General features: G+C 35.2%; 13 protein-coding genes. 4 read left to right on the top strand and 9 right to left on the bottom strand.

The genetic code is table 11. The annotated features are described in order from the left end of the window. Positions 1 to 38: 38 nt before the first annotated feature. From DDF69_RS20460 to DDF69_RS20480, 5 genes are all read right to left on the bottom strand, one after another. The gene (locus tag DDF69_RS20460; protein WP_114822407.1) at positions 39 to 590 is read right to left on the bottom strand and encodes a ferritin; all 552 of its coding nucleotides are present in this window, start codon (positions 588 to 590) and stop codon (positions 39 to 41) included. 241 nt (positions 591 to 831) lie between these two features. Next, complete coding sequence (locus DDF69_RS20465) at positions 832 to 2,448, bottom strand: glycoside hydrolase family 10 protein (RefSeq protein ID WP_114822408.1); 1,617 nt, start codon at positions 2,446 to 2,448, stop codon at positions 832 to 834. 130 nt (positions 2,449 to 2,578) lie between these two features. Beyond that, positions 2,579 to 4,384, bottom strand: a complete 1,806-nt coding sequence (gene typA, locus DDF69_RS20470) for a translational GTPase TypA (protein ID WP_114822409.1) — start codon at positions 4,382 to 4,384, stop codon at positions 2,579 to 2,581. Between the two features lie 136 nt (positions 4,385 to 4,520). Then, positions 4,521 to 4,727 carry a bacteriocin-like protein gene (locus tag DDF69_RS20475; protein ID WP_114822410.1) on the bottom strand — a complete coding sequence of 69 codons (207 nt, stop codon included), beginning with the start codon at positions 4,725 to 4,727 and terminating at the stop codon, positions 4,521 to 4,523. Between the two features lie 88 nt (positions 4,728 to 4,815). Further along, positions 4,816 to 5,070 (bottom strand): DUF1294 domain-containing protein, encoded by a 255-nt coding sequence (locus tag DDF69_RS20480; RefSeq protein ID WP_114822411.1) that lies wholly within the window; start codon positions 5,068 to 5,070, stop codon positions 4,816 to 4,818. Between the two features lie 133 nt (positions 5,071 to 5,203). On the opposite strand from DDF69_RS20480, the gene DDF69_RS20485 reads away from it, so the two are divergent. Then, positions 5,204 to 5,560: a hypothetical protein gene (locus DDF69_RS20485; RefSeq protein ID WP_114822412.1), complete on the top strand. Its 357-nt coding sequence runs from the start codon at positions 5,204 to 5,206 to the stop codon at positions 5,558 to 5,560. Positions 5,561 to 5,650: 90 nt separating this feature from the next. On the opposite strand, the gene DDF69_RS20490 is transcribed toward DDF69_RS20485, so the two are convergent. Then, entirely contained in the window at positions 5,651 to 6,328 is a 678-nt protein-coding gene (locus DDF69_RS20490) for a YceI family protein (RefSeq protein ID WP_114822413.1), read from the bottom strand. A 112-nt stretch (positions 6,329 to 6,440) separates the two neighbouring features. Further along, complete coding sequence (locus tag DDF69_RS20495) at positions 6,441 to 6,752, bottom strand: hypothetical protein (protein ID WP_162800975.1); 312 nt, start codon at positions 6,750 to 6,752, stop codon at positions 6,441 to 6,443. Positions 6,753 to 6,993: 241 nt separating this feature from the next. On the opposite strand from DDF69_RS20495, the gene DDF69_RS20500 reads away from it, so the two are divergent. Next, positions 6,994 to 9,117, top strand: a complete 2,124-nt coding sequence (locus tag DDF69_RS20500; RefSeq protein WP_114822415.1) for a Tex family protein — start codon at positions 6,994 to 6,996, stop codon at positions 9,115 to 9,117. 42 nt (positions 9,118 to 9,159) lie between these two features. Beyond that, positions 9,160 to 9,795 carry an HAD family hydrolase gene (locus DDF69_RS20505; RefSeq protein ID WP_162800976.1) on the top strand — a complete coding sequence of 212 codons (636 nt, stop codon included), beginning with the start codon at positions 9,160 to 9,162 and terminating at the stop codon, positions 9,793 to 9,795. An 87-nt stretch (positions 9,796 to 9,882) separates the two neighbouring features. Here DDF69_RS20505 and DDF69_RS20510 read toward each other — a convergent pair whose 3' ends face one another. Continuing rightward, the gene (locus DDF69_RS20510; protein ID WP_162800977.1) at positions 9,883 to 11,337 is read right to left on the bottom strand and encodes a LuxR C-terminal-related transcriptional regulator; all 1,455 of its coding nucleotides are present in this window, start codon (positions 11,335 to 11,337) and stop codon (positions 9,883 to 9,885) included. An 867-nt stretch (positions 11,338 to 12,204) separates the two neighbouring features. On the opposite strand from DDF69_RS20510, the gene DDF69_RS20515 reads away from it, so the two are divergent. Continuing rightward, entirely contained in the window at positions 12,205 to 12,642 is a 438-nt protein-coding gene (locus DDF69_RS20515; protein ID WP_114822418.1) for a transposase, read from the top strand. Between the two features lie 181 nt (positions 12,643 to 12,823). Here DDF69_RS20515 and DDF69_RS20520 read toward each other — a convergent pair whose 3' ends face one another. Beyond that, a complete protein-coding gene (locus DDF69_RS20520) occupies positions 12,824 to 13,600 on the bottom strand; it encodes a hypothetical protein (protein WP_114822419.1) in 777 nt (258 codons plus the stop codon). Positions 13,601 to 13,718 lie beyond the last annotated feature (118 nt).

Genomic DNA, 13,718 nt, shown 5'->3' on the forward strand with positions numbered 1-13,718 from the left:
CTGACAGATTTTCAAATGGTTTGGTTTCACCGGGTGTTTTATGGATTATCTCCAGTAGCACTCTGAGCCAGCGGAACATCATTCGGTGCTTCCTGTAAAGTTTTATCTAAAGTAAATAAAGATTCATCTGTAGCTCTGTCACCACCGGCAATTTTTAATTTATCAATTAAATTCTGAGCCAATGTTTCTTCTTCAATCTGTTCCTGAACAAACCACTGCATGAAATTCCATGTTGCCCAGTCTTTCTCTTCCATAGAAAGGTCTGCAATTCTGTAGATAGCGGTGGTATTATCAACTTCATGCTTAAAAACACCGTCAAAACAAGCAGTAAGGTTTTCCGGATCTGCCGGAGGAGCAGGAATAGCTTCTACCTTTGGCTTTCCGCCTCTGTTCAGAATATATTCCATAAATTTGATTGAGTGATTTCTTTCTTCCTGAGCATGGCGGTAAAGGAAATTGGCAATACCCTGATAGCCTTTATCATCAGCCCAAATTCCGTACGATAAAAAAACGTGTGATGCGTGAATTTCTTTGTTCATCTGGTCACTGAGTGCCTTTTCCATGTTGTCGGAAAGTCTTTTAGTATTCATAATGTTATATTTTGGTGATTATGGGATGAATCATGCAAAAACAGTTCCGATAAGGTTATTATTCTGTATAAAAATTTCAAACCGCCTTTAAAACCCAACTGACATTCAGTGACTTAAATTAATAATTTATAGTTATTCTAAAATAAAACCGGCTCTGTCTGGGAACCGGTTTCTTACATTTATTACTGAAATTGCTTCACATAAAAGTTCACAATGACCTCTTTAGCAGGTTTTACCTTAACTATTTAATTCTTCTTGCTGTATAATCACTCTCATTTCCTAATCTGTCGATGGCTTTGATAGCCACAGCATTCAGTTTTTTGCCGTCCTTAAGTTTAGGAATGTCTTTAGAAAGGGTATCCAGCGTTAAGATTTCTGTTTGCCATACTCCGTTATATTGAGTAAAAAGCACCCATAGAAATACATCTGCAGCATTTTTTGTACTCCAGCTTGTCTGAGCAAAGCTTCCGTTATCAGCAATAAACAAAGTAGGAGTCTGCAAGGGAACAGCTTTAATCCATGGAGATTTCGGCACTAATGCTTTTTCACTGTAAGGTCCGTTTTTCAGAGCGGGAAGCATATTGGCATTTTTGGTCAAGCCGGCAATGCTCCAGTGAATTTCTCCAGCATCATTTTTAAGGATATTTCTGGAAATTGCAATCTGGTTTTTGATTTCAGCCGGACGGTCTGATACTTTTATTTCAACAGTATTCAATCCAGGCCATAAGTGACGGTTCATGGTATTTTCAGACTGCCACCAGCTTAACAGCCCTTCAAAACTCTGCCCTTTGGAATCTATAGGCCAGTACAGCTGTGGTGAGAAATAATCTACCCAGCCTTTATTTAACCACAATTTAGCATCTGCATACAGTTCATCATATTGAGAAGATCCTACAATTCCTGCAGGATATCCGGGTTTCCATATACCGAACGGGCTGATCCCGAATCTTACATTATTTTTTTCTGCGTGAATTTCTTTATAAATACGCTCTACAAATTTATTTACGTTATCTCTTCTCCAATCTGCTCTTGATAAGGTTCCGCCACTGCTTACATAGGCATTCCAGCTTGCATTATCCGGAAAATCCGCACCTTTGTTGTAAGTAGCATAAGGATAGAAATAATCGTCGAAATGTACAGCATCAATATCGTATCTTTTTACAATATCTTTCACCACATTGGACACATGACCTTGTGTTTTCGGATTAGCAGGATCAAACCAGTACATTCCATTCTTTAGCCTTACAACAATATCAGATAATTTATTGACCATTGACAGCTTATTTACCGCACCTCCGTTGGTATGATGAGCACGGTAAGGGTTTAACCAGACATGGAGCTCCAGACCTCTTTTATGAGCTTCTTCAATCCAAAATTGAAGCGGATCATAGTTTGGATATGGTGCAGTTCCTGTTTCTCCGGTCAGAAAGTAAGACCATGGCTCAATATTACTTGTATAAAGAGCATCTGCTGAAGGTCTGATCTGAAAAATAGCAGCATTGAAATTGTTGTCTTTCAGCATATCAAGCATGCTGATTGCTTCTGCTTTCTGCTGATCTACTGTAAGATCATTTCTTGATGGCCAGTTGATATTGGCAACACTGGCAATCCATGCTCCACGGAATTCTCTTTTGATTTCCGGAAGATTGGTTCTGAAATTTTCTTCCGTTGAAGCCGCTGTTCCTGTTGCAGGTTTCGTCGCTACCGGATTTACTTTTGGAGGATTTGTATTGTTGGTTGGTTTTGTCGGATTCTTTGTGGAAGGTGTTTTTACAACATTGTTCTGAACGGAACATGAGGTGGTGTAAGATGCAAAAACGCCCAATAAAACGATAAGTTTTAATTTATTCATTCTCATAGTCACAAAACTACTTTAAATTTATTTTTTATTTCTCAGAGATTATTATGCCAAAATAAGCATTTTAATGGGTTGGCATAGAAAAAAAGCCCCGAAAATCGAGGCTTTATTATATTTTAAGAATTTTAGATTATGCTTTCGCTCCTCTTTCAACTCTTTTTCTCTCTTCTTCAGAAAGGATTTTCTTTCTCATTCTGATGAAGTTTGGAGTTACCTCAATCGCTTCATCACCCTGGATGTATTCCATACATTCTTCCAGAGAGAATAAGATTTTTGGTGCAACACCAGTATCTTTATCTTTTCCTGAAGCTCTCATGTTGTTCAATTGTTTTGCTTCAACAATGTTTACTACTAGGTCACCAGGTTTGTTTTGTTCACCGATGATCATTCCTGTGTAGATTTCCTCACCCGGATCAACGAAGAACTTACCTCTATCCTGTAGTTTAGCAATAGAATATTCTGTAGCAGGACCTGTAGTTTTGCTGATCAAAACACCATTGTTTCTTCCTGGAATTGCACCTTTGAAAGGCTTGTATTCTGTGAAACGGTGTGCCATGATAGCTTCACCAGCAGTAGCTGTCAACATCTGAGAACGTAATCCGATCAAACCTCTTGAAGGAATTTCGAATTCCATATGCTGCATTTCACCTTTAGTTTCCATAATGTGAAGGTCCCCTTTTCTCTGAGTTGCCAAGTCGATAACTCTTGAAGCAAATTCTTCAGGAACGTCAACAACCAAAGATTCATAAGGCTCGCATTTCTCACCGTCAATTTCTCTGAAGATAACCTGAGGCTGACCAATAGTCATTTCGTATCCTTCTCTTCTCATTGTTTCGATCAAAACTGATAAGTGAAGAATACCTCTACCGAATACTAAGAAAGTGTTTGCATCATCAGTTTGCTGAACTCTTAAGGCAAGGTTTTTCTCTAATTCTTTTGTTAATCTTTCTTTCAGGTGGTTAGAAGTAACATATTTACCATCTTTACCAAAGAAAGGTGAGTTGTTGATAGAGAACGTCATGTTCAGCGTAGGCTCATCAATTGCCGTTCTTTCCAATGGCTCAGGGTTTTCAAGATCAACGAAAGAATCACCGATCTGGAAAGCATCAAAACCTACTACAGCACAGATATCTCCAGCTTGTACTTCAGTTACTTTTTTCTTTCCTAATCCTTCGAAAACGTAAAGTTCTTTTACTTTTCCTTTTACAATTTTTCCATCTGCCTGAGCAAGACCGATCCATTGAGATTCTTTGATCTCACCTCTTGTTACTTTCCCTATTGCAATTCTTCCTAAGAAAGAAGAGAAGTCAAGAGAAGTAATCTGCATCTGAAGATTTCCTTCTGTTACTTTCGGTTCAGGAACATATTGTAAAATACCATCTAATAGTGGCAAGATATCTTCAGTTTGCTCTAATGAAGTGTTGAACCATCCTTGTTTTGAAGATCCATAGAATGTAGGGAAATCCAATTGTTCTTCAGTAGCATCAAGGTTGAAGAACAAATCAAATACTTTATCATGAACTTCATCCGGACGGCAGTTTGGTTTATCTACTTTATTGATAACCACTAATGGTCTCAATCCTAATTCCAATGCTTTCTGAAGTACGAATCTTGTTTGTGGCATTGGTCCTTCGAACGCATCCACCAACAAAATAACCCCATCAGCCATTTTTAATACTCTTTCAACTTCTCCACCAAAATCGGCGTGACCAGGAGTATCAATTACGTTAATTTTTGTGTCTTTATAAGTAACAGAAATATTCTTGGATAAGATGGTGATCCCTCTTTCTCTTTCAAGATCGTTGTTATCCATAATTAACTCCCCACTCTCCTGATTTTCTCTGAAAATGTTGGTAGCGTGAATGATCTTGTCAACCAAAGTCGTCTTTCCGTGGTCAACGTGTGCGATAATCGCAATATTTCTAATGTTTTGCATAAAAGATTTTTACGGGTGCAAAAGTAGTGATTTTTAATGAAAAAATATTTAGTTATCCAAATATTTAATAATTTGTTTAAAATACTTATTTACAAGACAATAAAAAAGAGTGTCCGAAAAACACTCTTTAAGTTATTTATACACAAGCTTGTATTTCGCATGGATCTATCACAGGTGGTTCACCGCATATGATGTCAAATTCTGCACAATTGCTGGAGAATCCGGTCGCCCATCCCCATCTTACGGCACATGTATCTGCATCTTTGCATTTTACCATTCCTTTAACAATTCCTCCCTGAACTGATTTCATTTCAATTCTGGAAATTTTTCTAAGATTTCTCATGTTGTTTGTTTATTTGTTATTAGTATCGTAAAAATATAAAAAAAACACAACAACCGACATAATATTAAAACTTTTAACAGTTTTAATATCAATGCCTTATCAATCGATAAAACGCAACCAGGTCTATCAATACAACCAATATAAATTTCATGAGAAAAGATTTTTTGGAAACTTTATGATTGAATAGAACCATTCCGGAAGCCGCTCCTAAAATTCCACCTAAAAGAGAGAATAATAAAAGAGTGTTCTCAGAAATTCTCCATTGATGTTTTTGCGCCTGCCATTTATCAAAACCAAAGACACCAAATGTAATCAGATTGGCTATAAGGAGAAAAGAAATCATTCTAAAATTAATTTGCAGCAAAAGTAAAGCTTAATTTGTACATGGAACAACTTTTAAATTTAGATCCATTTACGATGTTGTTAGTCTTATCAGAATAAGATTTTTTACATTTGTCCTTCTTAAAAATAAATCAATGACGGTACAGGATCTTGCAGGAAGCTATTCAATCGAGGGGAGTAATCAGGAAGAATCTTCCCAACCCTCTTATCATGGAATATTGACCTTAACTATTGATGAAAACAACCGCATTATTGCCCAATGGATAATTGGTGACCATCAGCAAAACGGGACAGGATTTTATAAAGACCATATTTTAGTCATCAACTTCCACTACGAAGGGGAAGATCATAAAATTTATAAAGGAGTGGCTGTATACCGCTGCCTGAGTAAAGACGTACTGGATGGATTCTGGTCTGAGAAGCACGGAAATCCTTTATATCTGGGAAGTGAATATTGTGTAAGAATTCAGAACTCCAAGATTGTCAATTAATTTTCTTTTCCATTTGAGCAAAAAAGATTTTTAAATAAAAAGAGCTGTCTTCGTGAAGACAGCTCTTGTAAGTTTGAAAGTTTAAATAACTTATTTTTTAGCTTTTACATCGATTGCAATCTCGATATCTTTACTGATCATCCATTCTGCCGGATCTGCTTCAGAAGTACCGAATTTAAGTCCCCAATCAGCTCTGTTTACAGTAAATTTAGCCTGAATCGCTGCTGAATTTTCAGCCACCTCTACTTTTGCAGGGAACGTAACATTCATTGTTTTTCCTGATAAAGTAAGGTTTCCGCTTACCGTTTTATTAGCTCCTGCTACAGCATCTTTTGGTGCTTCTTTCAAATCTGTAACACTTGTAATTTTGAAATCTGAAGTAGGGTTTTTCGCTACATCAAAGAAATCAGGATTTTTTAAGTGCGCCTCAAGATCAGCTGGTTTTTTATCTTTTTCTGTTACTGAAGCCGGATCTACTTTGATAGAGTTCATATCAATCACAAAGTTTCCTGCTGCAACTTGTCCTCCATCAACACTGATATCTCCAGACTTCACTGTAAGTGTTCCCCAACGAGGTGCCATTCCTCCTTTGTGGAAAGCTTTCCAGTTTACTACTGAACCTACTGTATCTACTGCCAGTGTTTCTCCTTTGCTCTCTGCTACAGTTTGTTCCTGAGCCGTAGCTGCAGTTTCTGCTGTTTTTCCTTTATCACATGATGCCAAAAGCAATCCTACTCCTACTAATGCAATTACGCTAATTTTTTTCATATTGAACTGTTTTAAAAAAGTTTATTGAAATTTTGTTGTTTTCGGGTACAAAAATAGAAAAACCTGCGTAGCATTATCTTAACATATATCAAGAAATATAAAAATCTCCAAATTATTTACAATCATACATCCATTTGCGATATACATCCCATCTGTATTGAGAATCATAACTGCTTGAGAATTCATTATTCCTTTGCGTCCCGTTTCTGGAACAGTCAACGGAATTATCTTTCTGTGAATCTCCTTTAGCTACCCATCCTGTATCTGCAAAATCTGTATAAGTTCCATCATGATCATTTTTAAAGGTTATAGTTCGCTCATATTCCTGTATCACACAGTTACATTTTTCAGGTTCTTCATAATCAGTATACATACAAGATACTACAGATAAACAGGAGATGAATAGGATAGATATTTTTTTCATATTTAATATCAATAAGTTATTAGGTTTTTAATTCAGCATAGATAGCAAAATAGTACAAAAGAGAAATGAGAACAACTGTATATTTAAATATTAATTCTTATTCAATTAAAATAGAGTTAATTCAAAAACAAAAAGTGAATGGAGAAGAATAATATAATAGTAAAAAATTAAGAGATTAATCCATTCGTCATTTGTTATTTCTCATTCCAAAACCCTATTTTAGCTATCCGAAAACAGAACAATGACGACCGTAGAATTTATACAGAAACATCTCAATATTTCTGAAAAGAGCATCAACAATACTTTACAATTATTATCTGAAGACTGCACCATTCCTTTTATTTCCCGTTACCGAAAAGACAGAACGGGGAACCTTGATGAAACGCAAATCGAGCAGATCTCAAAAATCAGTAAGCAATTTGATGAAATTGTTAAAAGAAAAGAATCTATCTTAAAATCGATAGCAGAACAAAGTGCATTAACTCCCGAACTTCAACAGAGAATAGAAGAGAGCTTTGACATCCAGGAGCTGGAAGACCTTTATCTGCCTTTTAAAAAACGTAAGAAAACCAAAGCTGATACTGCCAAGGAAAAAGGACTGGAACCTTTAGCCAAAATCATTATGAGCCAGAAAAGTAATGACATCCTTTCTCTGGCTTCAAAATACATTAATAATGAAGTTAGTTCAGAAGAAGAAGCCCTGCAGGGAGCGAGGGATATCATGGCAGAATGGATCAATGAAAATATGTATGTCCGTAAGAACCTTCGCAGACTATTTCAACGCAAAGCAGTAGTTAACTCCAAGGTTGTAAAAGCTAAAAAAGACGAAGAAGAAGCCCAGAAATTCTCCCAATATTTTGAATGGGAAGAAAGCCTTAGCAGAACACCTTCTCACAGACTTCTGGCAATGCTGAGAGCGGAAGCAGAAGGTTTTGTAAAAACAAATGTAGGAATAGACAAGGAAGAAGCCATTGATTTTATTGAAAAGGCTATTATCAAATCCAATAATGAGTGTTCTGAACAAATTGCACTGGCCATAAAAGATAGTTATAAAAGACTTCTGGAACCTGCTATTTCCAATGAAGCCTTACAGGAAGCTAAAGAAAAAGCAGACAAAAAAGCCATTGAAATTTTCTCTGAAAACTTAAGCCAGCTCCTTCTTGCCCCACCTTTAGGAGAGAAAAGAATTCTGGCAATAGATCCGGGATACCGAAACGGATGTAAAGTAGTATGCCTGGATGAAAAAGGAGATTTGTTACACAATGAAACCCTCTATCCTCACGCTCCACAGAATGAAAGCGGAATGGCTATGAAAAAAATACGTTCTATGGTAAATGCTTATAATATCGAAGCAATTTCTATTGGTAATGGAACAGCAAGCCGTGAAACAGAATTCTTCATTAAAAAAATTGCTTTTGATAAACCTTTGCAGGTTTTTGTAGTTTCAGAAGCAGGAGCATCCGTTTATTCTGCAAGTAAAATTGCAAGAGATGAATTCCCGTCGTACGATGTAACGGTGCGTGGAGCGGTTTCTATCGGAAGAAGGCTTTCTGATCCATTGGCGGAATTGGTGAAAATTGATGCGAAATCCATTGGGGTTGGACAGTATCAACATGACGTAGACCAAACTCAGCTGAAAAATGAGCTGGATTCCACTGTGATGAGATGTGTAAACTCCGTAGGAATTAATTTAAATACTGCCAGCAAATCACTATTAAGTTATGTTTCCGGAATCGGAGAAAAAATGGCAGAAAACATTGTAAACTACCGTACTGAAAACGGAGCATTTGAAGACAGAAAACAGCTTAAAAAAGTTCCCCGACTTGGAGAAAAAGCTTATCAGCAGGCTGCCGCTTTTGTAAGAATTACCAATGCTAAAAACCCACTGGATAATTCTGCTGTTCATCCGGAAGCGTACGGAATCGTAGAGAAAATGGCAAAAGATCTGGGTATTAAAACCACTGAACTGATTGCCAATAAAGAAAAAATAGCCCTCATAAAACCAGATAACTATAGTACAGGTGAAGTCGGAATCTTAGGAATTAAGGATATTTTAAAAGAACTTGAAAAGCCAGGACTAGATCCAAGAAAAGCAGCAAAAGTATTTGAATTCGATCCAAATGTTAAAAGCATCAAAGATTTAAAGGCAGGTATGATTCTTCCGGGAATCGTAAATAATATTACCGCTTTTGGGTGTTTCGTAGATCTTGGAATCAAAGAAAGCGGATTGGTTCATATTTCCCAGCTGAAAGAAGGATTTGTATCGGACGTCAATGAGGTCGTAAAACTTCATCAGCACGTTCGAGTAAAAGTAACGGAAGTAGATGAGGCAAGAAAAAGAGTACAGCTGAGCATGATTTTGTAATTTTCAATTGTAACTTTATTTAAAAACCACAAATCAGTCATTTTGAATACAAAAAATTTAATTTTCGATCTGGACGGAACATTATGGGATTCCAGAGCAACAATCATCAATATATGGAATGAGGTGTTAGGCAGCCATAAGTTGCTCCAAAAAGAATTAAAACCTGAAGATATGAATCAATACATGGGACTTTTAGCTCATGATATTATAAAAGATATTACTCCCGGCATTTCAGATCTGCAGGCCAGGGAAATCCTTTCTGAAATTGTAGCAGAAGAAAATAAAAGACTTCACTTAAAAGGTGGGGTTTTATATGATGGTGTAGCAGATACTTTAAAAAACCTGTCCCACACTTATTCACTTTTCATAGTCAGCAACTGTCAGGATGGTTATATTGAATCATTTTTAGATTATTATCAATTCAATACTCTGTTTACTGATTTTGAGTCCCATGGTCGGACCCAAAAAAACAAATCTGAAAACATACAACTTCTCATGGAAAGAAATCAGCTATCCACCAAAGACACCGTATACATTGGTGATACACAAACCGATTATGATTCAGCAAGATCCAATGAATTATCATTTATTTTCTGCAAATATGGGTTTGGAAAACTGGCTGAACCTCTGTATGAACCGGCAATTTCTACCTTTTCACAACTGAAAGTTCATATTTAAATTATAACACAAAGGCTTCTTTTCATGGAAGCCTTTTTATTTTCATATAAGCTGCTGTAAGGATACCCGTAGGTACAGTTAAAAGTATTATTTTGAATTTAAATTTTGTAAGAAAAAATATATATCCACGTCGGATGGAATCTGTAATTTTTTTCGTAATCTGTTTTTCTTTGTCTGTACGGATCTGTGCTGCATGAATCCATATTGAGCAATTTCTTTGGAAGAAAAGCCCAGCTGTATCATTGCACAAAAAGAAAGTTCATTGGTGGACAGGTTGGGATTAATCTTCAAAAGCCTTTCAATCAATTCAGGATAAGCACTTTGGTATTCATTAAAAAATAACGGTTCATTTTTCTTGGCTAAAGACATAAGTGTATCATCACTAACAGATATCTTTTTCATTAAAAATTCTGTTTCCACTTCTTTTTCCTCAATAATTTTACGTTTTTTAGCAATTCTTTTATTGTATACATAATACACAACAATAATAATTCCCAGCAAGGCAAAAACGATAGCGTTATACAATAGGGTTGAATTCTTTTTTTCTCTGTCATCTTTCTCTTTCTGCCTGGCCATTTTATCGACAGAACTATTTATGGATTCATCCCATACCTTTTCCAGACTATCATTTAATTGAGCATATCTCTCCAGATAATCTTTTTCTTTTGAGGCATTATGCAAATTTTTATAGGTCTTAGCAATCGTTTGATATAATACAGGGACCTGATAAATTCTCTGGGTTTTTTTGAGTATTTCTACTGATTCGATATAGTAGTATAGTGCCGAGGTATAATCCTTCTTTTCAGATAAAAAATTCCCGTAATAAAAATAAGTAAGAGCCCTTTGAGGATCCAGATAATCTCTTTTCTTTAAAAGTGAAAATGCTCTGTTGAAATACACCTGAGCCGAATCCTCATTTTTATCAAAAAGCATATAATGGTTAGCAATCGTGGAATTGATAACCGGTGTAGGTTTTACATCTAAGGCTTTATGTAGATAAATTAAAGATGAATCAGCCGAATTGGTTTCTCTTAAAAAGTCAGCTCTGTTCGCATATACTACCGATAAAATTTCCCGCTCGTGCTTATTCTTTATTTGCTCTCCATAATAAATTGACCGTGAATTATACTGAATTGCCTTTTTATATAGACCTATTACATAATTAGCCTGACCATACTCCTGATATAATTTTGCATGCAGATAATCATCATCAATTCCTTCAACATTTTCTTCAGCATACTGCAGGTACTGGAACGCTTTGTCATACATTCCGACGGTGGCATAAATATTACCCAGATTAATGTACGAAAGTACCACACCTCTTTTATAATCCTGCTTTTTACTAATATTGCAGAATTTGTTATTAAGATCAATCACTTCTTTCTTTCTACCACTTACTCTTAGATCTTCATTAACTTTCAACAGCATACTATCTATATATTGAGTGGTGTATGTCTGAGAGTAAAATAAACCGGACAATGAAAGATACATCAGGATGCTTAGCAATATTTTTGAAAACTGAGTAAGCTTAAGTGTTTGCATAATAAATTTAATAAGAATGGTTATAAGTTTTTGAAGTGACAAAAACGCCATCAATCATAATTCATTAAAACGGTTTGGCGGGATAAGGTTACTTTTTTACCCCATTACACATTACAATTTCGTTTCCATAAAACTAAACAAAAAAAATATATAATTACAAAATCTTTGCTAATTTTCGTTAAAACAAAAAACATATCATTGTTATAACCATCATATATTGATTAATTAGAATGCTATGAATAATAAAATAAATTAGTTAAAGCCTGATAAAACTTCTTTTTCTCTATCAAAAAAAGTTTTTTATACCCCAAAAAACCTATCAATATGTTAAAAAAGGCCAAATGATGTACCATTGATGTACTATTGATGTATGTAAAATTTTGCTTAAATGAAATATCAAATCTAACTTTATCACAAGAATATTGATTGATACAGTTTGTTTTATAAACCAGAGCAAAAAAAGTTTCTTGCCGCTTAAAACTTTTTATACATGCTACAAAAAATAATTTTTAAAAAAAATTTTAATAAAAAAATCAGTTTTCATTTTTGATTTTAAAGAGATCTATATTACTGATCAAAGTTGCTACTCCCGTTCTTCGGGAGTTTTTTTTGATCATAAGAAAATGATGTATTTATGCTGTATGACCAATTGATTACAGGAAAATAATCATTGCTAAATTTGAACCAGACAAAAATGATGAAGAGATTTTAGTCTTATTTTTCTCTTCTCAGGTAGGAATTAATATTGTATGTCTGTACTATGATAATATCAGCGTCATTCAGGTCTTTTTTGAGATCAACCCAACGAAGGCCTAAGGCTTTATAATTTGTGCGAAAATAAAATTTAATCATATAATACCATTTATCTTGAACTTTAAACAAATACATATTGGCAGTACTATTAAAGCTAAGTTTCAGGAGGAAGCACTGGACATGCAAAGAGCATGCAGCTTTATGAAATGTACCGAATCTGAAATTGAACAAATGTTTCTTGAAAAAGATCTGACAACTGACAAGTTATTAAGATGGAGTAAACTGTTAGAATATGACTTTTTCCGCGCCTACTCACAGCATCTTATACTCTTTTCTCCTCCTAAAAAGGAAATCTCCACCAATGCCTCCCGGAAAAAAGAATCTTCTTTACCCGAATTCAGAAAAAATATCTACACTAAGGAAATTATAGAATTTATCCTGGAACAAATTGAAACAGGAAAAAAAACAAAGCTGGAAATAATAAATGATTATAAGATCCCAAAAACCACGCTGTATAAGTGGATCGCAAAGTATACGGATAAAAATAACTAAGAGAGATCAACTTAATATTTGCATCCTAATTATATCATTTTAATACCCATATACTCTATCATTCATTTAAGTTCATGTAAAAAATTAATACATGAAAAATAGAAACACTAAAAAACAGACTAAAAAATTAGTCTGTTTTTTAGGTAGGAATTGAAATAAATCATTAAACACTACCATCTTTCTACTTTAATCTTCTTAAAGACATTTGGGTAACAGGACCAGATCCTGTAGCACCTGAGCTTAAATATCTGATGGTTACATCCACTGTATTATACATTCTGAAAGAATAGGTATGAGAAGCTAACATAGGAATCGAGGTAATAAGAGTATAGGTTTGCTTTGGTCCACCTCCGGCTGCAGTTGATGATCCTGCCCAATAAACATCATTAACACGCGCCACCCAGCTACCAATTGTATCGTCCCATATGCCTAGCACAGGAATTGAGGGTTGAGCACCATCATTAGTTGTTGACAACTGTGCATTCATCATTATCTGATATACTCCATCAGCAGAAACTCTAAATGAATTAGTGGATGGTGAACCTGTATACAGATTTTCATTATCTACAATTTCATTATTTAAACTACCTATAGCAACCGGAATACCACCATTGGAACCAGCTGTAACCGTAAAATCATTAGTCATTTGTACTATGATTTCCTGGGCGACCAAAAACTTACCGTCTACAGCAATAACAGTTCCTGTAGAACCGGGAACACCGGCAATAGACTCCCATGAAGGAGCAGTACCTGGTCCATTAGACTTAAGTACCTGCCCGGCAATTCCAGCTGAACCAGCAGTAGAAGCCGTTCCTCCCACATTGAGTTCATTTACAACCTGTAAAGAACCGTTAACATGCATGTCTTTCATAGGAGTAGCCGTATTAATTCCCACTTGAGAATGATAGTACAGGGAACAAAAAATGCTTGTGATCAGGAAAACTTTCTTTTTCATCATGAATATTGTATTTTATAAAATTTTATGCAAAACTATAGTATCGTACCATTTTTACAACAAACAACCATCTACATCAAAAATACTTCATTTAAAAAAACAGACTCTAAAAGGCTTTAAA

Origin of the sequence: Chryseobacterium sp. KLBC 52 (assembly GCF_003347605.1) — a bacterium.
Classification (GTDB): domain Bacteria; phylum Bacteroidota; class Bacteroidia; order Flavobacteriales; family Weeksellaceae; genus Chryseobacterium.